This is a genomic window from Pseudomonas sp. A-B-19 (assembly GCF_019947515.1).
GTDB lineage: Bacteria > Pseudomonadota > Gammaproteobacteria > Pseudomonadales > Pseudomonadaceae > Aquipseudomonas.
This window is the reverse complement of record NZ_JAGYGN010000007.1, coordinates 179,647-198,732: the sequence shown is the minus strand read 5'-3', so window position 1 is coordinate 198,732 and position 19,086 is coordinate 179,647. Positions and strand designations below refer to the sequence as shown.

General features: G+C 59.8%; 21 protein-coding genes. 12 read left to right on the top strand and 9 right to left on the bottom strand.

Translation table 11 applies throughout. The features are described from left to right. Positions 1-178: 178 nt before the first annotated feature. The gene (locus tag KGA81_RS10655) at positions 179-484 is read right to left on the bottom strand and encodes a chaperone modulator CbpM (protein WP_223545761.1); all 306 of its coding nucleotides are present in this window, start codon (positions 482-484) and stop codon (positions 179-181) included. A 23-nt stretch (positions 485-507) separates the two neighbouring features. Continuing rightward, the gene (locus tag KGA81_RS10650; protein WP_223545760.1) at positions 508-1,455 is read right to left on the bottom strand and encodes a DnaJ C-terminal domain-containing protein; all 948 of its coding nucleotides are present in this window, start codon (positions 1,453-1,455) and stop codon (positions 508-510) included. Between the two features lie 298 nt (positions 1,456-1,753). On the opposite strand from KGA81_RS10650, the gene KGA81_RS10645 reads away from it, so the two are divergent. Continuing rightward, the gene (locus KGA81_RS10645; protein ID WP_223545759.1) at positions 1,754-3,028 is read left to right on the top strand and encodes an Hsp70 family protein; all 1,275 of its coding nucleotides are present in this window, start codon (positions 1,754-1,756) and stop codon (positions 3,026-3,028) included. A gap of 114 nt (positions 3,029-3,142) precedes the next feature. Here the strand turns inward: KGA81_RS10645 and KGA81_RS10640 are convergent, their stop codons facing one another. The 3 genes from KGA81_RS10640 to KGA81_RS10630 all read right to left on the bottom strand — a co-directional run bounded on the left by KGA81_RS10640 (position 3,143) and on the right by KGA81_RS10630 (position 5,562). Further along, on the bottom strand, positions 3,143-4,156 hold the full coding sequence (locus KGA81_RS10640) for an AI-2E family transporter (RefSeq protein WP_223463633.1): 1,014 nt from the start codon (positions 4,154-4,156) through the stop codon (positions 3,143-3,145). 235 nt (positions 4,157-4,391) lie between these two features. Then, positions 4,392-4,703, bottom strand: coding sequence for a PsiF family protein (locus tag KGA81_RS10635; RefSeq protein ID WP_223545758.1), 312 nt, complete (start codon positions 4,701-4,703; stop codon positions 4,392-4,394). Positions 4,704-4,767: 64 nt separating this feature from the next. Next, positions 4,768-5,562 carry an AraC family transcriptional regulator gene (locus KGA81_RS10630; protein WP_223545757.1) on the bottom strand — a complete coding sequence of 265 codons (795 nt, stop codon included), beginning with the start codon at positions 5,560-5,562 and terminating at the stop codon, positions 4,768-4,770. A gap of 97 nt (positions 5,563-5,659) precedes the next feature. Here KGA81_RS10630 and KGA81_RS10625 point away from each other — a divergent pair, with 97 nt between their 5' ends. Next, the gene (locus KGA81_RS10625) at positions 5,660-6,535 is read left to right on the top strand and encodes a DMT family transporter (protein ID WP_223545756.1); all 876 of its coding nucleotides are present in this window, start codon (positions 5,660-5,662) and stop codon (positions 6,533-6,535) included. A gap of 145 nt (positions 6,536-6,680) precedes the next feature. Here the strand turns inward: KGA81_RS10625 and KGA81_RS10620 are convergent, their stop codons facing one another. From KGA81_RS10620 to KGA81_RS10610, 3 genes are all read right to left on the bottom strand, one after another. Continuing rightward, positions 6,681-7,571, bottom strand: a complete 891-nt coding sequence (locus KGA81_RS10620) for an esterase/lipase family protein (RefSeq protein ID WP_223545755.1) — start codon at positions 7,569-7,571, stop codon at positions 6,681-6,683. Between the two features lie 96 nt (positions 7,572-7,667). After that, complete coding sequence (locus KGA81_RS10615; protein WP_223545754.1) at positions 7,668-7,973, bottom strand: DMT family transporter; 306 nt, start codon at positions 7,971-7,973, stop codon at positions 7,668-7,670. Then, a complete protein-coding gene (locus tag KGA81_RS10610) occupies positions 7,974-8,612 on the bottom strand; it encodes an FMN-dependent NADH-azoreductase (protein ID WP_223545753.1) in 639 nt (212 codons plus the stop codon). It lies immediately after the preceding gene. Positions 8,613-8,733: 121 nt separating this feature from the next. Here KGA81_RS10610 and KGA81_RS10605 point away from each other — a divergent pair, with 121 nt between their 5' ends. The 3 genes from KGA81_RS10605 (at position 8,734) to KGA81_RS10595 (ending at position 11,373) form a co-directional block, all read left to right on the top strand. Further along, complete coding sequence (locus KGA81_RS10605) at positions 8,734-9,636, top strand: LysR substrate-binding domain-containing protein (RefSeq protein WP_223545752.1); 903 nt, start codon at positions 8,734-8,736, stop codon at positions 9,634-9,636. Between the two features lie 197 nt (positions 9,637-9,833). Then, positions 9,834-10,604: a hypothetical protein gene (locus KGA81_RS10600; RefSeq protein WP_223545751.1), complete on the top strand. Its 771-nt coding sequence runs from the start codon at positions 9,834-9,836 to the stop codon at positions 10,602-10,604. A gap of 79 nt (positions 10,605-10,683) precedes the next feature. After that, positions 10,684-11,373 (top strand): hypothetical protein, encoded by a 690-nt coding sequence (locus KGA81_RS10595; protein WP_223545750.1) that lies wholly within the window; start codon positions 10,684-10,686, stop codon positions 11,371-11,373. Between the two features lie 69 nt (positions 11,374-11,442). Here the strand turns inward: KGA81_RS10595 and KGA81_RS10590 are convergent, their stop codons facing one another. Beyond that, positions 11,443-13,512 (bottom strand): AsmA family protein, encoded by a 2,070-nt coding sequence (locus KGA81_RS10590; protein WP_223545749.1) that lies wholly within the window; start codon positions 13,510-13,512, stop codon positions 11,443-11,445. A gap of 378 nt (positions 13,513-13,890) precedes the next feature. Here KGA81_RS10590 and KGA81_RS10585 point away from each other — a divergent pair, with 378 nt between their 5' ends. The 7 genes from KGA81_RS10585 to KGA81_RS10555 all read left to right on the top strand — a co-directional run bounded on the left by KGA81_RS10585 (position 13,891) and on the right by KGA81_RS10555 (position 19,071). Next, positions 13,891-14,277: a hypothetical protein gene (locus KGA81_RS10585; protein WP_223545748.1), complete on the top strand. Its 387-nt coding sequence runs from the start codon at positions 13,891-13,893 to the stop codon at positions 14,275-14,277. Between the two features lie 172 nt (positions 14,278-14,449). Next, positions 14,450-15,082: a TetR family transcriptional regulator gene (locus KGA81_RS10580; RefSeq protein WP_223545747.1), complete on the top strand. Its 633-nt coding sequence runs from the start codon at positions 14,450-14,452 to the stop codon at positions 15,080-15,082. A 280-nt stretch (positions 15,083-15,362) separates the two neighbouring features. After that, positions 15,363-15,863: an urease accessory protein UreE gene (gene ureE / locus KGA81_RS10575; RefSeq protein ID WP_223545746.1), complete on the top strand. Its 501-nt coding sequence runs from the start codon at positions 15,363-15,365 to the stop codon at positions 15,861-15,863. Next, entirely contained in the window at positions 15,860-16,534 is a 675-nt protein-coding gene (locus KGA81_RS10570) for an urease accessory protein UreF (RefSeq protein WP_223545745.1), read from the top strand. Before ureE ends, KGA81_RS10570 begins: the two co-directional genes overlap by 4 nt. Before the next feature lie 23 nt (positions 16,535-16,557). Then, positions 16,558-17,172, top strand: coding sequence for an urease accessory protein UreG (gene ureG / locus KGA81_RS10565; protein ID WP_223545744.1), 615 nt, complete (start codon positions 16,558-16,560; stop codon positions 17,170-17,172). Positions 17,173-17,199: 27 nt separating this feature from the next. Beyond that, positions 17,200-17,772: a HupE/UreJ family protein gene (locus tag KGA81_RS10560; protein WP_223545743.1), complete on the top strand. Its 573-nt coding sequence runs from the start codon at positions 17,200-17,202 to the stop codon at positions 17,770-17,772. A gap of 165 nt (positions 17,773-17,937) precedes the next feature. Next, entirely contained in the window at positions 17,938-19,071 is a 1,134-nt protein-coding gene (locus KGA81_RS10555) for an AGE family epimerase/isomerase (RefSeq protein WP_223545742.1), read from the top strand. Positions 19,072-19,086 lie beyond the last annotated feature (15 nt).

The following is a 19,086-nucleotide window of genomic DNA, read 5'->3' as shown; positions in this document are numbered from 1 at the left end:
ATTCGAAAATCCAGGTGTCGAAAATAACTATTTACCGCACCACACAACCACGAATGTGCCTGTTTTTATCGGCGGCATTGTTCCCCAGGACAGTATGAGGCGCAGGGACCGCGTTATCGTTCATCGTGAACAAGCTCGCGAAAGCAACCTGCCAGCCAACACAAAAACACCAGAATTCTTACTCGACCAGCAGCCGCCCCAACCGCTGCTTGAGCATTCGATTCTCCGCCCGCAGCTGCTGGACCTCTTCAAGCAGGTCCAGCGCCAGGGCGACGCCTTCCCATTCCAGCTCCAGATCGCGCCGCAGCTTGACGGCGCGTTTGGCCAGGGCCAGCTCATAATCGTTGAAACGCCAGTCCTTGGGCTGGGCGCCCTGAGGTTCGAGGATGCCGTGCTCGACGATTTCGATCACATGGACGTCCGACAAGTCGGCCGCCTCACAGAATTCTGCCAGGTCCAGTTGAACGATCAGGGGGCTGCTCATGACGGGCTACTCCATGTCTGGGTTCAGAAGTGTTCTCTGGGATCGAACGCGGCTTTTTTCGCCAGTTCCTGCCACAGGGCCTTGATGTCATCGTCGGACTTCTTCGGCATGACAGCCTTCAGTTGTACGAACAGGTAACCGCGCTCACCGGCCTTGTTCATCAGGCCATGGCCCTTGGCGCGCATGCGCTGGCCGTTCTGGCTGCCCGCCGGAACCTTGAGGTTGATCTTGCCGGTGAGGGTCGGCACGGCGACTTCGGCACCCAGTGCCAGTTCCCACGGTGCCAGCGGCAAGGTGATGATCAGGTTCTCGCCTTCGACATCGAATTTCGGGTGCGGGGCAAAACGGATCGTCAGGTACAGGTCGCCATTGGCGCCGCCACCCACGCCCGGAGCGCCCTGCCCCTTGAGGCGAATGCGCTCGCCGTCGGTCACGCCGGCGGGGATCTTCACGTTCAGGCTTTTGCTGGTGTTACTCACATGCTGGCCGGCCGCGTTGTATTGCGGTACCTGGAAGGTGACCTTCTTCGACTCGCTCGACAGTGTTTCCTCGAGAAAAACCCCAAGCTCCATTTCCACATCCTGCCCTCGGCGTCCGGTGCTGCGACGCGACTGTCCACCACCACCAAAGCCTGGCCCACGATTGCCGAATATCGAACTGAAAAAGTCCGAAAAATCGCCCGTGTCCTGGCCGCCACCACCGAATCCGCCGCGGCTCTGCCAGCCCGGTGGTCCCTGGAAGGGTTGGCCGTGCTGGCCATAGCGGCGCAAATCATCGTACTCGGCGCGTTTGTCGGCGCTTTTCAGCGCTTCATAGGCTTCAGAAGCGTCCTTGAACTTGGCCTCGGCGTCCTTTTCCTTGCTGACGTCGGGGTGGTATTTGCGCGCCAGCTTGCGATAGGCGGCCTTGATCGCCTTGTCGTCCGCGGTCGGTTCCACACCGAGAATCTTGTAATAGTCTTTGAAGTTCATCGAGGCAATCACCATCCGTTATCAGAATCGCGCCACAGGCCACAGCATGCGCTTGTTTGCAGCCATTGGTTTGACCGACCTCAAGTTTGTGACCGGGCGGCAGCGCAGAAGTTTATCGGCAGCAGGCGGGGCTTCTTGCGAGCACTCCCGCGGCTGTCCGGTTTATGCAGGGTAGTTTGGGGGGGATGTCCCATCTTTCAAGACATTGTCTGCGAAGAATTAGCAGATAACCGGCCTTCGAATCTGGCGCGCTCTGACATACACTGCGCGGCCGTTTTTTAACCGGAACCTGAAAGACATGAACAACGCATCTCCAGCCCGTGCCTTGGGTATCGACTTTGGCACGTCCAACTCCACTGTCGGCTGGCTGCGCCCCGGCGTGGAAACGCTGATCGCGCTGGAGGACGACAAGATCACCCTGCCGTCGGTGGTCTTCTTCAATATCGAGGAACGTCGCCCGGTGTACGGCCGGCTGGCGCTGCACGAATACCTGGAAGGCTACGAAGGCCGCCTGATGCGCTCGCTCAAGAGCCTGCTGGGTTCCAAGCTGATCAAGCACGACACCAGCGTCCTGGGCACGGCGATGCCGTTCAAGGACCTGCTCGGGCTGTTCATCGGCCAGCTCAAGAGCCGCGCCGAAGCGTCCGCCGGTCGGGAATTCGAAGAAGTGGTGCTGGGTCGTCCGGTATTTTTTGTCGACGATGACCCAATGGCCGACAAGGAAGCCGAAGACACTCTGGTCGACGTGGCGCGCAAGATCGGTTTCAAGGAAGTCTCGTTCCAGTACGAGCCGATTGCCGCAGCGTTCGACTACGAGTCGACCATCGAGAAAGAAGAGCTGGTACTGATCGTCGACATCGGCGGTGGTACCTCCGACTTCTCGCTGGTGCGCCTGTCGCCGGAGCGTCGGGGTGTGGATAACCGTCACGAGGACATCCTCGCCACCGGCGGTGTGCACATAGGCGGAACCGACTTCGACAAGCAGCTCAGCCTGCAAGGCCTGATGCCGCTGTTCGGCTACGGCAGCCGCATGAAAAGCGGAGCCTACATGCCCACCAGCCACCACATGAACCTGGCGACCTGGCACACCATCAACTCGGTGTACTCGCAGAAGTCCCAACTGGCCCTGGGCAGCATGCGCTACGACATCGAGGACACCGGTGGTATCGACCGCCTGTTCAAGCTGATCGAAGAGCGCGCCGGGCACTGGCTGGCCATGGAAGTGGAAGAAACCAAGATCCAGCTGACCCACGCCGACAACCGTCACGTGCCGCTTGATCGCATTGAAGCGGGCCTGAGCGTGGACTTGAGCCGTGCACTGTTCGAGTCGGCCATCGACAGCCTGCTGGAGCGGGTGCGAGCCAGCGTCACTCAACTGCTGGCAGACGCAGAAGTGCGGGTCGATCAGGTCGATACGGTGTTCTTCACCGGTGGTTCGAGCGGGATTCCGGCGCTGCGCAACAGTGTTTCGGCGATGTTGCCGAATGCACGGCATGTGGAAGGGAATATCTTTGGCAGTATCGGTAGCGGTCTGGCGATTGAAGCGGCCAAGCGCTATGGCTCGATGAGCTGATCCGGTTTCAGTGGTGCCCCCTTCGCTGGCAAGCCAGCTCCTACAGGATTGCGTCGCCCTTGTAGGAGCTGGCTTGCCAGCGAAAGCGTCAGACCAGAGCCTGCATCTTTCGGATCAAACCATCCCCACCTGCTTCAACTCACTCTTCAGATACGCGTAGTAAATCGGCCCCGCCACCACTCCCGGCAGGCCGAACGCGGCCTCGAACACCAGCATCGCCAGCAGCAACTCCCACGACTTGGCACTGATCTGCCCGCCGACGATGCGCGCGTTGAGGAAGTATTCGAGCTTGTGGATAAAAATCAGATAACCCAGTGCCGCCACGGCAACCCAGATCGATAGCGACAGGCCGACGATGGTGATCAGGGTGTTCGACATCAGGTTGCCGATCACCGGCAGAAGGCCGAGCAGGAACGTCAGCACGATCAGGGTTTTGGTCAGTGGCAGCTTGATGCCGAACAGCGGCAGGATCACCGCCAGGAAAATCCCGGTGAAGACGGTGTTGAGCAGGGAAATCTTGATCTGGGCGAACACGATGTTGCGAAACGCCTGGACCAGCAGGTGCAGACGTTCGAACAATGCGGCGGCCAATGGTTTGCGCTTGGTCAGGTCCGGAACGCGCTGCAAGGCGATGATCGCGCCGAGCACCATGCCGATCAGCAGCGTCACGAACATGTGTGCCGCGTCCTTGCCCACCAGTTGCAAATCACTGAGGTGCTTGCTCACCCACTCGCCAATCGCCACACGAAACTCCGCGGCACTGGCTGGCAGATAAGCGTCGATGAACGGCGGCAGTTGCCCGCGTGCGCGATCGACCACACCCATGAACTTGTCGAGGGAAGCGCCAGGGTTTTCCGCTTCGTGCAGCAGAAAGCTGATGGCGCCGGCAAAGATCAGCGTCAGCACGCTGACAATCAGAGTCCCCAGCAACGCCACCGCCAACCAGCGCGCGCGCCGGCCTTCGATCAACCGTTGCAGTTGCGGGGTGAGCATGTTGACCAGCTCGAATACCAGCAACCCGGCGAGCAGGCTGGGCAGCAATCGCAGCGGGATGACCAGCAGCAGCCCGCCAAAAATGATGACCCAGCTGATGACCAGCAAAACTTGACGCTGAGAAAACGTTGGCATACAGCCTCAAAAACGAACGGCGTAAAAAGGATTGGCAGTCTGCCAGCGATCGAGTGCGAGCACTAGGGATTGTGTGGGTCGACCTTAGTGGTGGTTCAGGATTTTTTGCAGCGCCTTCTGCGGCCCCATCGCGAGCAAGCTCGCTCCCAGAGTGGAACTGAGTACGCCGGACAAATGTGGGAGCGAGCTTGCTCGCGATGGGGCCAGCACAGCCACGACTGTCCTTGAGCCGATCTTATTTTTTCTTCAGGCAATCACTCATGAACGCCTTGCGCTCGTCACCCTTGAGAGCCTTGGTGGCGGCGTCGGCGTTGCAGGTTTTCATTTTCTCTTGCTGCGGCGTCAAGGCCTTGCCGGCATCGTTTGCCGCCGGTGCGGCCTTCAGGCAAGTGCTCATGAAGGCTTTGCGCTCGTCGCCTTTGAGGCTCTTCGCAGTGGCGTCGGCGTTGCAGGTGGTCATCTTCTCCTGTTGGGCTGTGTTGGCGGCGAAGCCCTGGGAGCAGAGCAGCAAACTGATCATCAACAAAGGAACACGCAATATCGTCATGAAGTTTTCTCCTTGTCGCCGCGCCGAGGAGCGCGGCCTTGTACTGGAGTGTAGACAACCCCTGTTACACCTTCCTGCTCTCCACATGGCTGCGTCGATACTGCTCCGGCGTACAACCGGCCTGACGCTGGAACATCGCGATAAACGCCGAACCGGTGCTGTAGCCCATGTCGAAGGCGATCTCCTGAATGCTGCGCGGGCTATCCAGCGCTTCGATCGCTGCCAGAAAACGCAGGCGCTGGCGCCACTCGCCGAAACTCATGCCCAGTTCCCGCACGAACTGCCGTGCCAGGGTGCGCTCGCTGACATGAATGCGTGCGGCCCATTCCGACAGCGGTCGGTTATCCCCCGGATCGGCCTGCAATGACTCCAGAATCCCCAGCAGTCCCGGGCTGCTGGCGTAGGGCAGGTAGCACTCGTGCACCGGTGCCTGTTGCAGTTGGTCCACCAGGACTTGGGCCAGACGCTGGTCCGCAGCCTGCTCGGGAATTTTCACGTCACGGGCGGCGAAGTCCTTGAGGATCGCCTTGAGAATGTCGCTGATGGCAAGGGTGCAGGCTCGCGGCGGCAGATCGGCGCACACCTTGGGGGCCAGGCACACCGCGCGGTAGTTGACCGGTTGGCGACTGTAGAAACTGTGCTCGATCTGTGGCGGCACCCACACCGCGTATTGCGGCGGCGACATGAAGCGGTTGCCCTCGACGTCCATGTGCAGCACGCCGTGGGCGGCGTATTCCAGCGTTCCCCAGGGATGCCGGTGGGGCGCGGCGTATTCGTGGGCGTCGAAATCGGCATAGCGGAAGTACACCGCCGACGGCAGTTCGCTGAAATCCAGCAGGTCGATGTGTTTACTGCTCATGCTGTCCGTCATCAAGGGCCGGTTGTCTGGATTGAAGTATAGGCTTGCATCCAGACAAGCGGATAATTGCCCCTCATTAACGTTCTGGCTTTTCCCGATGCAATACGCTTACCCCCTGCTGGCCATTCTTATCTGGGCCGGCAACACCGTGATCACCAAAATGTCGGCCGGGGCGATCTTCCCCGCCGAGATCGGTTTCTACCGCTGGCTGCTGGCCGGGTTGCTGTTCACGCCCTTCATGCTCAAACCGGTGCTCGCCCATTGGCCGCTGATCCGCCCGAAATTGGGCAAGATCTTTGTCCTCGGTGTACTGGGCATGGCTGTTTATCAAAGCCTGGCGTACTTCGCCGCGGGCCTGACCTCGGCCACCAACATGGGCATCATCCTGTCGCTGATGCCACTGATGTCGCTCGCCATGGCGATCATCAGCCTCGGCCAGCGCCTGACCATGGGGGCCCTGGCCGGTGCGGTGCTGTCATTCGCCGGTGTCCTGGTGGTGGTGTCGTCCGGCAGCCTTGGCGCATTGCTGGAACACGGGGTCAACCTGGGCGACGCGATGATGCTGATCGCCACCCTGGCCTACGCGGTCTACAGCACCCTGTTGAAAAAATGGCAGCTGAAACTGCCGCCACTGGTGCTCTTGTACCTGCAGGTGCTGGTGGCCGTGGTGGTGCTGTTCCCGCTGTTCCTCGCTTCACCGAAAGTCGGCCCGACCCTGCAAAACATTCCACTGGTGCTGTACGCCTGCCTGCTGGCTTCGATGGTCGCGCCGCTGGCGTGGATGCAGGCCGTGGTACGTTTAGGGCCGAGCCGGACCACGCAGTTTTTCAATTTGCTGCCGTTGATTACCGCATTGATTGCGGCGGTGGTGCTGCACGAACAGCTGGCGATATATCACCTGGTGGGCGGGGTGCTGACCTTGGGTGGGGTGATTGTTTCCGAGCGCTGGACGACGGTGTTGGGGCGCACCTAGTTTTTTGTGGCGAGGGAGCTTGTCGGATCGCCGCACCGTCCCGTTGGGCTGCGCAGCAGCCCCTATTCATTCACCCAAGACTCAATGATCGGTTTGCGACCGCTGCGCGGTCGAACGGGAGCAAGCTCCCTCGCCACAGGGCGGTCTACAGCCCGGCCGCATTCAGCCGCGCCGCATGCTCGACAAACAACCGGATCGGTTCGGCCCCCTTGCCCACCAGCCCCAGCGACTGGTTGACGATATCGAAGTGATCCAGCGGATATTCGTCGCCAATCACCGTCCCCAGGTGCGAGCTATAGCGCCCGACCATGCCGTCGCAATGCCCGGCTTCGCGGATGAAGGTTTTGGCGAACAACCGGCAACTGCGGTTGGTGCCATCCAGCAGATTGCCCCCGCGATCGGTAATGCCCGGTTGCAAGGTGCCGGACCAGGAGTAATAGCGCACGCCGTTGACCTCCTCGGCACCGTGACCGCCCCAGGTTTCAGGCAAGCCCTGTGGATAACACTGGTTGAACAGCGCCACGCCAGCGGTAGTGAGGGAGTGATGGGATGCACGGATATCCACCGGCAGCTTCGGCCCGCGGTAACCGGTATCCAGCAAAGCTATCAACGCACCGACCATCCGCAGCAAAAAACACAGCAAACGACCACGGACACTGTCATGGGGATAATGCTCATGCAGGTAATCGGCGAGCTCCGAGCCGTGGTTCGGCCCCGCCACCGAGGTCACCGATGCCACCAGGTCCGGGCGTTTGGCCGCTGCATAACGGGCGCTCAGCGAACCCTGGCTATGGCCGATCAGGTTGACCTTGGCGGCCCCGGTTTCCCGCAGAATTTCGTCGATACGCACAAGCAGTTGCTCGCCGCGCACTTCGTTCGAGTTGAGCGGCGAGACCTGCACCGCGAACACCACGGCACCACCACGGCGCAACGCCGCGACGATCCCGTACCAATAGGGATAAAGCACCAGGCGGATGAACCCGAGCATTCCCGGGACCAGCACCAACGGGTAGCGCGGGGCAGAACCTTGCGACATGGGCGGACATCCTGATGGTCGGGTGGTGACGCAAGGCGGGATGCAAGACATCCGCCAAGCATCGCCAGCGAAGATGACAAGTCTATGTCATCCGCCCTACTTCAACCCCGCCACGCCCGCCACGATCAGCCCGACCGAGACCAGCTTGATCACGGTCAGGCTTTCGCCCAGCAACGCGAAGCCGAGAAATACCGTGCCCAGCGAACCGAAGGCGGTCCAGATCGGGTACGCAATGCTCACCGGCAACTCGCGCATGGCCAGGGTCAGGAAGTAGATCCCGCCCACAGCGGCTGCCACCGTGATCAGCGAAGGCCAGGGCCGGGTGAAGCCCTCGGCGTACTTCATGCCCATGGCGAAAGTGACTTCGAACCCGGCGGCGACCAGCAGAAACAGCCAGGCCATCTAGAACTCCCCGGCCAGCGCCAACAAGCGCTGCTCAGCCTCGGCGGCAGAGATTTCGAAGGTGCGCTCGGCGGACTCTTCGCCCTCGACAGCCACCACGGTGATGTCCGTGATGCCGATGAATCCGAGCACCGTGCGCAGTAGCGTGTCGGCATGGTTCATGGCCTCCAGTTCGCCGCCCGGGCCAAAACCGAAGCCGCCACGGCTCGTGACGATCAGGGCTTTTTTGCCCTGCACCAAGGGTTGGTATTGAGCCACGCCATTGTCCAGGGTGTGATCGAAGGTCACCCCGACGCGCACGATCTGATCGATCCAGGCCTTAAGGCCGCTGGGTACGCTGAAGTTGTGCATCGGCGTGGATATCAGCAACACATCGTGGCCAAGCAGTTCGCCAACCAATTCGTCGCTGAGCGCCAGGTCAGCCTGCATCGACAGCGGCCGAGCGTCGGGTTCGGGGTAAAACGCGGCGGCCACGAATGCCTCGTTGACCGGCGGAATCAGCGCCCGACCGACTTCGCGCCGGGTCAACTGTGAGTGTGGATGGCGGGCCTGCCAGGCCGACAGAAACACTTCGGCCAAACGGCGGGAGTGCGAGCGGTCACCACGGGGGCTGGCGTGAACAGCAAGAATTCTACTCATCTGTCTCTCCTCAGGGCTAAACTGAAACGGCTTGTGGCGTGCAGTTTGAAACTCGCCACCGTCCTCGTTCAAATGAGCAGAAATCAATCTGGATGAATTAATTTCATCCATGGAGTGTTGAATGTTTGCCTCTTTGCCGTTGACCGCCCTGCGCGCCTTCGAATCCGCCTCACGCCTGTTGAGCTTCAAGGCTGCCGCCGAAGAACTGTCAGTCACCCCGACGGCGGTGTCCCATCAGATCCGCTCTCTGGAGACCTGGCTCGGTGTGCCGCTGTTCGAACGCCTGCCACGTCAGGTGCGCCTGACCGAATGCGGCGAACGGCTGTTCCACAGCCTGCACGGGGCTTTTCTGGAGGTGGCTCAAAGCGTCGACACCTTGCGCCCGCAACGCAGCGGCGCCAGCCTGACGGTCTCCACAACCGCCGCCTTCGCCGCCCTGTGGCTGGTGCCACGGTTGGGACGCTTCTACGCTCGGCACCCGAACATCAATGTGCGCCTGGATACCCACTGCGAAGTCATCGACCTGCATCAGGACGCCAGTGTCGATCTGGTGCTGCGCTATAGCCTTGATGATTACCCCAACCTGTACGGTTTGTGCCTGTTCGACGAATCCTTCGGCGTCTATGGGTCGCCCGAACAAGTGACCCTGGCGTCGAGTCGCACACCTACGCTGATCAGTGTGCGTTGGCACAACTCCAGACTCTATGCCCACGGTTGGGAGGCCTGGTGCGCGCGATCCGGCGAAACCTGGTTGAGCGGCCGGCCCGCCGTGCGCGAATACGACGAAGAGCATTACGCCCTGCAAGCGGCGATTGCCGGCCAAGGCCTGGTGCTGGCGAGCAATATTCTGGTGTCGCAAAGCGTGGCCAGTGGTCTGTTGTTGCCGTACCGGGGGGAAATCCAGGTCGATGGCGCCGGCTACAGCGCACTGTGTGTGCCGGGGCGTGAGCGACATCCACCGGTTCGGGCGTTTTTTGCGTGGCTGCGTGAAGAGGCCTTGTTGTCCGGGCATGCTGTGCGCTGATCGGGCTTCGACACCCGCTCAAGTACTTTCAAGTTGAACGACAACTTAAGCTTCCTGCCATGAATTAAAAAACCACAAACACCAAATACAAATAAAACCTGAAGTTACAAACCCCAGCTAGACATTAAAACGAATGAACTTATTCTAACAGCCACAGCCAACCGGCTGTTCACATCAACAAGTAAAGGATTACTTTCATGCTACTTGAACAACGACTCGAATTTATTGATTCCCTGCCAACCTTGCCAGTCATCGCGCAGCGCTCGTTATTTTCACCGGCTGAATTTTCCGAAAAGCCTGAGCACGACATTAACAAACCAACCGCCAGTGCCATGCCTGACACCATCGATGCCTTCCTGCCGGGTGTTTCACAGGAAATCATCGACGACGTCAACTTGTGCAAACTGGTCATGCAAAACGCGGCCACCAAACTTTTCCCCGCAGATGCACAACTTTTCGAATGGTATCGCTACTATGTCGATGGTCTGAGCAAACTGGGCTGGGTGACTCAAAACAGGAACATCCAGGAAGTCACAATCAAGCGAGTTGGCCTGACGATGGATCAGGTGGCCCTGGAAGTGGCAGCAGGACTGATTGGCGCCAATGCCGCTCAAGTGCTGGCTAATGTTGCGAAAAAGGCCATTGAGGAGGTGCAGAAAAATCCCGGTGCCATTCAGATTTTTGACCGCAACACTAAGCTGGGCACTCAGGCAAAATTCGATATCGCACCCGTCTGGCTTGATAAGAACGGGCAAGCGAACATGGTCCTCAACTGCATCTCCCTGGATGCAAGGGAAAGCACCCGCGGCATCCTGTTCTGGAAGTCGACCCGCCAGTCCACCACGATAAAAACGGGCGCTGTGCGCACTTACCTGGACAATAAAGTTTTTTCCGGCCTGCGTGGTGATCTGTACAGGAAATTCAGCGACAGCGGCAAGAAGTTCATTGAAGACCTGCCTGACTTCTAACAGCGACCGACTTGTTTAAATCGGCCATAGCGCGCCGATTTAAACAATTTCTTGCGCCCACCTGCGCATAGGTAAAAACATGAAAAAAACAGCAATTGATACTTGGTTGATCAATGGCAACATAACGATTTTTTGCGGCTCACATACGGACAGCTTTAAAAAAGATATTCTAGCGTCCAGCCTGTTAGGCGAGCTGGTGGCAGCACAAAAAAGCAAAACCCGTGAAGTTTCCTGGCCCACTTATATAGATACCGTTCAAAAAATTGCCTGGACTGTCAATAGCAGGGAGACCCAGCAACTCGAGTTTGAAAACAGTAGTCTTTTGAATATTGTCGAACAAAGCGCCGGGAGTGCCCTGCCACAAAATGAGCGGCAAGCGCTGGCTAATGCGTTGGTTCAACTGGTCAATCTCCAGAGTGATTCGCCAGCGGCCAGGACAATCGTCGAAAAACTTCAGCAAAACGCTACGGTGACCAACACCACTCCGGATACGTTGGTTTCAACGGCTGTTCTGCTGACGATTATTCGCAACGATAAAACCGTGGTAACCCTGCAAGTGGCGTTCAAAACAGACCAAGAGATTACTATAGATATTCTCGAGCAGCCGGTTTTTAACAGCACCAACGAACACAAGACCAACATTTGGCTAATGAGTAGCGTGTTGGATGGACGCCAATACAATCGCGTAAGGGATGACGTCCTCAAGAAACTGGGTAACAGGATGGAAACGGAGCTATTGCAAATCCATGCGCCTACCGACTTGAGATGAAAATTCAAGCCTCGCAGGCCGTTCAAGCGCCCTGAATCGGGGCGCTTGAACACTGCTCACCGGCAACCTTCAGTTATTGACGGTCTTGGGCGCCTTGCCCGCCTTCATCTGCTCCAGCAATGGCGCGCACTGGTTCGGCTCCCCCCCACTCGGTGCCACCAGCGCCAGCAAACCTGCCGCCGGTGCGGCGATCACGCCCAGCGCCACCATCCCGGCTCCACGCAGCATCAACGGCACGGCCTTGACCCCGGCATCGGGCTTGATGAACTTGCCGCGCACATACAGCGGCGAACGCAATGAAATCAGGCGCCACCCCTTGGATTGCGGGGTGATGGTCAGGTCCAGCTGTTCAGTCGTCATGTTCGCGGTGCCGTCGATGTAGACGATGGCGTTCTCGGTGTCGAATACAAACAAGCGGGTACTCGCCAGGCCGGACTGGATGCCAAAATCGGCGGCTGCGCAGTTGATCTTCACTTCCTTGTCGCCAAAGATCTTGCCCACCACATAGTTGCCGACATTCAGGCCCGCCAGCTCCATCAATTCGCGACTGATGGCGCCATCGTTGATCAGCATTTTCAGATTGCCATTGGCACTGCCCAACAGTTTGGCCACCGAATTGCCACGCCCGCTGATATCAGCATCGCCGTTGAGCTCACCGAAACTGGTTTTCATCGGTTCAAAACCAGGGAACAACTGCTTGAGCTTGAAGCCCCGCGCCGTGAGCCTGGCCCGGCCTTCCAGTGGATCGGTGTGGCCGTTCAGGCGAATCTGCGCATCCAGCTTGCCCCCGGCCACGCCGAAGCGCAGCGGCTCGAGGCTGAGCACACCATCGGTGAGCAGCAGATGGGTATAGAGGTCATTGAACGGCAGTTTTTCGCTGTGCACGATGCGCTTGCCGGTGAACTCGACATCGGCGTCCATATCGCGCCAGCGATCGGTCTTGAACTCTTCGACCGGCAGCACTTTATCGGCCGGTTGTTTGCTGTCACCGCCTCGGGCCTTCTGTTCGGCGTTGGAGTCGGCACCAATCAGCGGTGCCAGGTCAGCGAACAGCAATTGATTGGACAACAGCGAGCCGCTGAGTTTTGGCCGTGGCTGTCTGGCCACGTAGGTCAGATTGCCATGGATGTCGCTTTCGCCGATCTTGCCGTTGAATTCCTCGTAGCGGAACACCGCGCCACCGGCCTCGTGCAACCTGGCAATCAGGTGGCCGTCGGTAGCATAGGGTGGCGTGTCCGGCAGGATCACGCCGGTCAGCGGGTAGAGGTTGCCCAGACTGGTACCGGCCAGTTTCAGACGCAGGTCCAGGGCGCCGAGATTCAGCGGATCGGTCAGGGTGCCGGCCAATTCGACGCTGGAGTCGGCGATCTTCACCTGAGCCTGAAGCGGAAACGGCCGTGTCGCGTCCTGCAGCGCCAACAACCCGCCGATCTTGCCCTGGCCCGCGAGTTTCTGGCCGTGATACTGGCCGTTGACCTTGAGGCCGAACGCATAATCCTGGGGCGACGAGCCCTTTTCCTGTGCGGTTTTCGCCGCTTTGTCGCCAACGATATCGCTGAACGGAACCGGTTTGCCCAAGGGGTCGATCAGCACATCGAGTTGAGTCTTCAGGCTCTGGTCGTCGAGGGTGACGTGGCCCTTGTCGAAACCGATCGCGCCGATATCCACCACCCAACTGGAAGGCTCGGCGTTCGGGTCCTTGGGATCGAACTGGAAGCTCCAGTTGGCGCGCCCGTCAGCCAGGCGTTGCAGCTCGGCATTCGGCTCGGTGAGGTCGATACGCGGGATCACCACCCGCTGCGCCAGCATTGCCAAGGGTGAAATACGCAGTTCTACTCGCTTGAGGGTGACCATCTGCGGTTGCCTCGACCAGTCCGGGTTGCCCAGGCTGAGGTCCTCGGCCACTACGTGGGGCCACGGCACCCAGGCGCACCAGCCGCTTTCATCGGGTTCGGGCCGCCAGACCACGGACAGGTTGCCGTTGATGGCAAAAGTGCGGTGCAGCTCTTCGGAAACTTTCGCGTTGAGCGGCGGTTTGATCCGGTTCCAATCGAAGAACACGATGATCAGTACCAGCACCGCCAACAAGGTAAGGAAAGAGGAAAGGGTCCAGACAAATGTCTTTTGAGTGCGCGTCATTGCACAGGGCTCCTGATACGACCGGGCGCCCCGACTGCGACGCACATGTGAAACGGTGAGCCGCAAGCGGCTCGCCATGAAGTCTAGGACTGATAAAAATCCGGCAGGTTTAATCGGTAGACAGATTCCGACCAGTCACACCGTGACCATATAGTCAATCAGCGTTACCTACCCCGCACTTTTGCATGTCTCTAGTGAGTCGAAAATACCCAAATCGGCGCCAGGTAGATCGCAGGAAACGTCCGGCCTAGAGCCTTCGCAGCAAACAATCAATTCCATTGATTATTACCATTGCGTTTATGAACTTTCATATCGACTTATCGAGAGTAGCATTGTTCTCGTACCCACTTTTTCGCCCTCCCAAGGAGCAAAACAATCATGAAACGCCAATTACTGCTTAGCCTTACCCTCTCGATGCTGGCCAGCACTGCCTTTGCCCTGCCAGCCGCTGATCAGGCCACGCCACAAGTGAAACAAAACCACTCGGTGTTCAGCCAGACCGTCGCCGAAGGCGGTAATGATCGCCTGAAAGAAAAAGGCCTGATCACTCAGGATGGCTCGGACCGCACCCCACAAGGCCAAACTCTCGCTGAAGGCGGTTCGGATCGCACTCCTCAAGGTCAAACCCTCGCTGAAGGGGGTTCGGATCGCACTCCTCAAGGCCAAACCCTCGCTGAAGGCGGTTCGGATCGCACCCCACAAGGTCAAACCCTCGCCGAAGGCGGTGGTGACCGTGTGATCGAACGCAACAGCGCCGCGAGCTAAGCCCCATGGCCGTCCTGAAAAAAAGCCCAATCCCCGGATTGGGCTTTTGACTTTTCAGCGGTCCGCTTGATAGATGCCACACTTCCCTGCTCGATCCCTCCACAGTCGTTCGACGCCGGCAAAGCCGATTTGCTAGAGTGCGCCGCGTCCCTGTCCAGAAAACACTCTTGCGATGCTGCCTCGCGCCGAACAGAAACAACAAACCCGTAACGCTCTGATGGATGCTGCCCGGCATCTGATGGATGGCGGCCGAGGATTCGGCAGCCTGAGCCTGCGTGAAGTGGCGAAAACCGCCGGTATCGTGCCCACCGGTTTCTACCGCCATTTTGCCGATATGAATGAACTGGGCCTGGTGCTGGTCAGCGAGGTCGGCCAGACCTTCCGCGAAACCATTCGCCTGGTACGACACAACGAATTCGTGATGGGCGGCATCATCGATGCCTCGGTGCGGATCTTTCTCGACGTGGTCAGCGCCAACCGTTCGCAGTTCCTGTTTCTCGCCCGCGAGCAATACGGCGGTTCGCTGCCGGTGCGCCAGGCCATCGGCCGCCTGCGTGAAGACATCAGTTCGGACCTGGCGGCGGACTTGTCACTGATGCCGAAGCTGCAGCATCTGGACATCGCCGACCTGAGTGTCATGGCGGACCTGATTGTCAAAAGCGTGTTCGCCACCCTGCCGGACATTATCGACCCGCCCGCCGAAGCCTTGCCCGAGCACCTGACACCCCAGGCAAAAATCACCCAGCAACTGCGGTTTGTCTTTATCGGACTCAAGCACTGGCAAGGGCTTGGCAGCACCGAGTAACTTTCTGTGGATGAAATCCCTGTGGGAGCGAGCTTGCTCGCGATGAGGGCATGACATCCACTCTCTATGTGACAGTTCCACCGCCATCGCGAGCTCGCGCCCACACTGAAACGCGTCGCATCATCTTGGTGCGTAAATCGGAAACAGCGCACCAACTTCACCCGATTACTCAACCCACACAAGTGCGCCCCACACTTCCGACAGCCATTTCCTACGCCTTCCCCCGATTGGCAAGCCCCTTGCTCTAGCCTGAGCATTGTCCATTGCTGGAAGCCTTCCGATGCTGGTGATTCATCGCAGAATCGACCTTCAACCCGTTTGGGCCGCTGAACTACACCTGACGTTCGAAGCCCGCAGCAAAAGCCGTTTGCGCTGTTTCAGTGCCGAGGGCGAAGACGTCGGGTTGTTTTTGCAGCGCGGCCAGCCACCGTTGCATGACGGCGAATGCCTGCAAGCCGAAGACGGGCGGATCGTGCGTGTCTGCGCCCGCCCCGAACAATTGCTCCACGTCACCTGCGCCAATGCCTTCGAATTGACCCGCGCGGCCTATCACCTGGGCAATCGCCATGTCGCCCTGCAAGTCGGCGACGGCTGGTTGCGCCTGCTCGACGATTACGTGCTCAAGGCCATGCTCGAACAACTCGGCGCCCATGCCGAGAACATCGAGGCGCCGTTCCAGCCGGAACATGGCGCCTACGGCGGCGGCCATCATCATTCGCGCCACGGCGATGAAAACTTCAACTACGCACCGAAACTGCACCAGTTCGGCGTCCGCCCATGAACCCGGCCTGGGCGCTGTTGCGCCTGGCCAGTCCGCAATTGCCGATTGGCGGCTACAGCTACTCTCAAGGGCTGGAAATGGCGGTGGACAACGGCCGGGTTCACGACCCCGACAGTGCGCGACGCTGGATCAGTGATCAGTTGCTGCTGAACCTTGCGCGTTTCGAAGCACCGCTGTTGCTCGCCCATTGCGTGGCCGCCAGCGAGGGAAACTGGGACGAATTGCTGCAACGCTGCGAGGAACACCGCGCCAGTCGCGAAACCCGCGAGCTGCATCAGGAGAGCCGGCAGATGGGCTACTCGTTGCAGCAATTGCTCAATGGCTTGCCGGAGCTTGACGAGCGAGCCCGTGCCTTCCTTGAACAACGCAGCGAGCCCCATCTGGCCCTGGGTTGGGCCTTGGCCGCGCGAGCCTGGCAGATCAGCCCGCAGGATGCATTGGCCGCATGGCTGTGGAGCTGGCTGGAAAACCAGTTGGCAGTATTGATGAAGACCTTGCCATTGGGTCAGCAAGCCGCCCAGCGCCTGACCAGCGACTTGTTGCCGCTACTTCAACAAGCCCAGCAGAACGCCGCTCAAGTCGATCCCGCTCATTACGGCAGCGCCGCTTTCGGCCTGTCCCTGGCGTGCATGGCCCATGAACGCCAATACAGTCGTCTGTTCCGTTCCTAGGGCCTTTTATTTTGGAGAGTCACATGAACACACAACCCCTGCGTGTCGGTATCGGCGGCCCGGTCGGCTCCGGCAAAACCGCCCTGACCCTGGCCCTGTGCCTGGCCCTGCGCGAGCGCTACAACCTGGCCGTGGTGACCAACGACATCTACACCCGCGAAGACGCCGACTTTCTGGTGCGCAACGAAGCCCTGGCGCCGGAACGCATCATTGGCGTGGAAACCGGCGGCTGCCCGCACACGGCCATCCGCGAAGACGCCTCGATCAACCTCGAAGCCGTGGATCAACTCAATCGCCGCTTTCCGGGGCTGGACCTGATTCTCGTGGAGTCCGGGGGCGACAACCTTTCCGCGACTTTCAGCCCGGAACTGTCCGACCTGACGATCTACGTGATCGACGTCTCGGCCGGCGACAAGCTGCCGCGCAAGGGTGGACCAGGGATCTGCAAATCCGACCTGCTGGTGATCAACAAGATCGACCTCGCGCCGCTGGTCGGTGCCTCGCTGGAGATGATGAACACCGACACCCAGCGCATGCGCAATGGTAAGCCGTTCGTTTTCAGCAATCAGAAAACCGGCCAGGGTCTGGAACAGATCATCGCCTTCATCGAACGCCAGGGTTTGCTGAACGCGGCCTGATCACGACTTCAACAAGGAAGCTTATCCATGACACTCAAACGCATTCTCGGCGCTCTGACTCTGTTGCTGACTCCGGCCCTGGCCTTCGCCCATCCGGGGCACGGCGACAACGGCTTGATCGCCGGCATCAGCCATCCGCTTGGCGGTCTCGATCACTTGCTGGCGATGCTCGCGGTCGGTCTGTGGGCCGCACAGCAACAAGGTGCCGCACGCTGGGTGCTGCCGTGTACCTTTGTCGGCACCCTGTTGATCGGCGGGATACTGGGTTTTGAAGGGCTCAACCTGCCAGCACTGGAAAGCGCGATTGCCGCATCGGTACTGGCGTTAGGCCTGGCGGTGGCGTTAGCAGTGCGTCCGCCGTTGGTGATGGCGGTGGGTGCGACGGCGTTGTTTGCGCTGTTTCATGGGGTCGCCCATGGGCTGGAACTGCCGGACATGTCCAGTCCGTGGACCTATGCCGCTGGTTTCGTAGCGGCCACAGCAGCGTTGCATGCAGCAGGTTATGCGCTGGTGCGGGTGTTGCCGCGGGCCGCAGCACCGCTGGTTCGACTGGCGGGTGCGGCATCGGCGGCGACCGGGGTGTGGTTGCTGGCGGGTTGATTCTCTAGCGTCTGTGAAGGCCTCTTCGCGGGCAAGCCCGCTTCTACAGGTATTGCGCGAATCCTGTGGGAGCGGGCTTGCCCGCGAAGGCGGCCTGACAGACACCGCGATGCTCAGGCCTGCTAACATGTCGCGCAATCGCCCCTGCCGTGACGACGCCAGCCAATGCCGCCTGTTTCCCGCTCCGCCTCTCAGCCTGAATTGACCGCCCTGTTCGCCTCGGTGCAACAGCACTTCCTGAACGTCATCGTGCCGCTCTGGCAAGGCCCGGGATGGAACGCCGACATGGCGTTGCCTTATGAAGCGCTGGATGCCGGACACCAACCGCTGCCACCGCAACGCTACCGGGCCATGGCCTGTGCGCGACAGCTGTATCTGTTTGCCAGCCTGATCGGTCAGGTGCAGGGCGCCGAAGAGCGTGCCGCCGCGTTGTTCCGCTCGTTGCAGCGGCACTTCCACGATGCCGAGCATGGCGGCTGGTTCTATAGCGTCGATGCACAAGGGGCGCCACTGGACCCGCGCAAAGACCTCTACACCCACGCCTTCATCCTGTTCGCCTGCGCCCATTACTGGGACAAGGTTCGCGAGCCGCTGGTGGAGTCGGTACTCAACGCCTCGCTGGAGGTGATTGCACAGCGTTTCGCCACCGACGACGGTCTGTACGAAGCCACGCTCGACCGCGACTGGGCATCTCTGGACAGCGGCCCTTTGCAAAACCCGCTGATGCACCTGGCCGAAGCATTCCTCGCCACACTGGAAGTCCGTGAAGACCTCGACGTGCAACAGGCGCTCGTCGAGTTATGCACAGCCATGCACGCGCGCTTCATCGATCCGCAACACGGTGTGTTGATGGAAAAGCCGCTGGGGTCTGTGGATAACTGGTTTGAACCGGGGCATCAGTTCGAGTGGTATTTCCTGCTGGAATCCTCGCCGCTGCTATGTAATTCGACGCTGCACGCCGATCTGGAGCGGGCCTTCGCCTTTACCGAGCACATGGGCGTCGATCAGCCGACTGGCGCTGTGCGGGCGATGCTCGACTTCGGACCGGATGGCGGCGTCCGGGACGCCACGCAGCGTATCTGGGCCCAGGCTGAATACCTGCGCGCATTGACGCTGCGCCCGCACAGCGAAGCCGATGTGCTGCGCCAGTTACAGGCGTTGCAGCAGCGCTGGCTGCATGCCGGCGGCTGGTACGAATGCCGTGAGGAACAGGGTGAAGTCAGCCGCCGCGACATGCCGTCGACCACGCCCTATCACCTGGCAACCTGCTATCGCGGGTTGGTGCAATATCTCGGCTGACCTTGTGGTGAGGGG

Bases quoted from the DNA above. Each gene is read 5' to 3' on its own strand.
- KGA81_RS10655 (WP_223545761.1), bottom strand. From the start codon at position 484: ATGAGCAGCCCCCTGATCGTTCAACTGGACCTGGCAGAATTCTGTGAG.
- KGA81_RS10650 (WP_223545760.1), bottom strand. From the start codon at position 1,455: ATGAACTTCAAAGACTATTACAAGATTCTCGGTGTGGAACCGACCGCG.
- KGA81_RS10645 (WP_223545759.1), top strand. From the start codon at position 1,754: ATGAACAACGCATCTCCAGCCCGTGCCTTGGGTATCGACTTTGGCACG.
- KGA81_RS10640 (WP_223463633.1), bottom strand. From the start codon at position 4,156: ATGCCAACGTTTTCTCAGCGTCAAGTTTTGCTGGTCATCAGCTGGGTC.
- KGA81_RS10635 (WP_223545758.1), bottom strand. From the start codon at position 4,703: ATGACGATATTGCGTGTTCCTTTGTTGATGATCAGTTTGCTGCTCTGC.
- KGA81_RS10630 (WP_223545757.1), bottom strand. From the start codon at position 5,562: ATGAGCAGTAAACACATCGACCTGCTGGATTTCAGCGAACTGCCGTCG.
- KGA81_RS10625 (WP_223545756.1), top strand. From the start codon at position 5,660: ATGCAATACGCTTACCCCCTGCTGGCCATTCTTATCTGGGCCGGCAAC.
- KGA81_RS10620 (WP_223545755.1), bottom strand. From the start codon at position 7,571: ATGTCGCAAGGTTCTGCCCCGCGCTACCCGTTGGTGCTGGTCCCGGGA.
- KGA81_RS10615 (WP_223545754.1), bottom strand. From the start codon at position 7,973: ATGGCCTGGCTGTTTCTGCTGGTCGCCGCCGGGTTCGAAGTCACTTTC.
- KGA81_RS10610 (WP_223545753.1), bottom strand. From the start codon at position 8,612: ATGAGTAGAATTCTTGCTGTTCACGCCAGCCCCCGTGGTGACCGCTCG.
- KGA81_RS10605 (WP_223545752.1), top strand. From the start codon at position 8,734: ATGTTTGCCTCTTTGCCGTTGACCGCCCTGCGCGCCTTCGAATCCGCC.
- KGA81_RS10600 (WP_223545751.1), top strand. From the start codon at position 9,834: ATGCTACTTGAACAACGACTCGAATTTATTGATTCCCTGCCAACCTTG.
- KGA81_RS10595 (WP_223545750.1), top strand. From the start codon at position 10,684: ATGAAAAAAACAGCAATTGATACTTGGTTGATCAATGGCAACATAACG.
- KGA81_RS10590 (WP_223545749.1), bottom strand. From the start codon at position 13,512: ATGACGCGCACTCAAAAGACATTTGTCTGGACCCTTTCCTCTTTCCTT.
- KGA81_RS10585 (WP_223545748.1), top strand. From the start codon at position 13,891: ATGAAACGCCAATTACTGCTTAGCCTTACCCTCTCGATGCTGGCCAGC.
- KGA81_RS10580 (WP_223545747.1), top strand. From the start codon at position 14,450: ATGCTGCCTCGCGCCGAACAGAAACAACAAACCCGTAACGCTCTGATG.
- ureE (WP_223545746.1), top strand. From the start codon at position 15,363: ATGCTGGTGATTCATCGCAGAATCGACCTTCAACCCGTTTGGGCCGCT.
- KGA81_RS10570 (WP_223545745.1), top strand. From the start codon at position 15,860: ATGAACCCGGCCTGGGCGCTGTTGCGCCTGGCCAGTCCGCAATTGCCG.
- ureG (WP_223545744.1), top strand. From the start codon at position 16,558: ATGAACACACAACCCCTGCGTGTCGGTATCGGCGGCCCGGTCGGCTCC.
- KGA81_RS10560 (WP_223545743.1), top strand. From the start codon at position 17,200: ATGACACTCAAACGCATTCTCGGCGCTCTGACTCTGTTGCTGACTCCG.
- KGA81_RS10555 (WP_223545742.1), top strand. From the start codon at position 17,938: ATGCCGCCTGTTTCCCGCTCCGCCTCTCAGCCTGAATTGACCGCCCTG.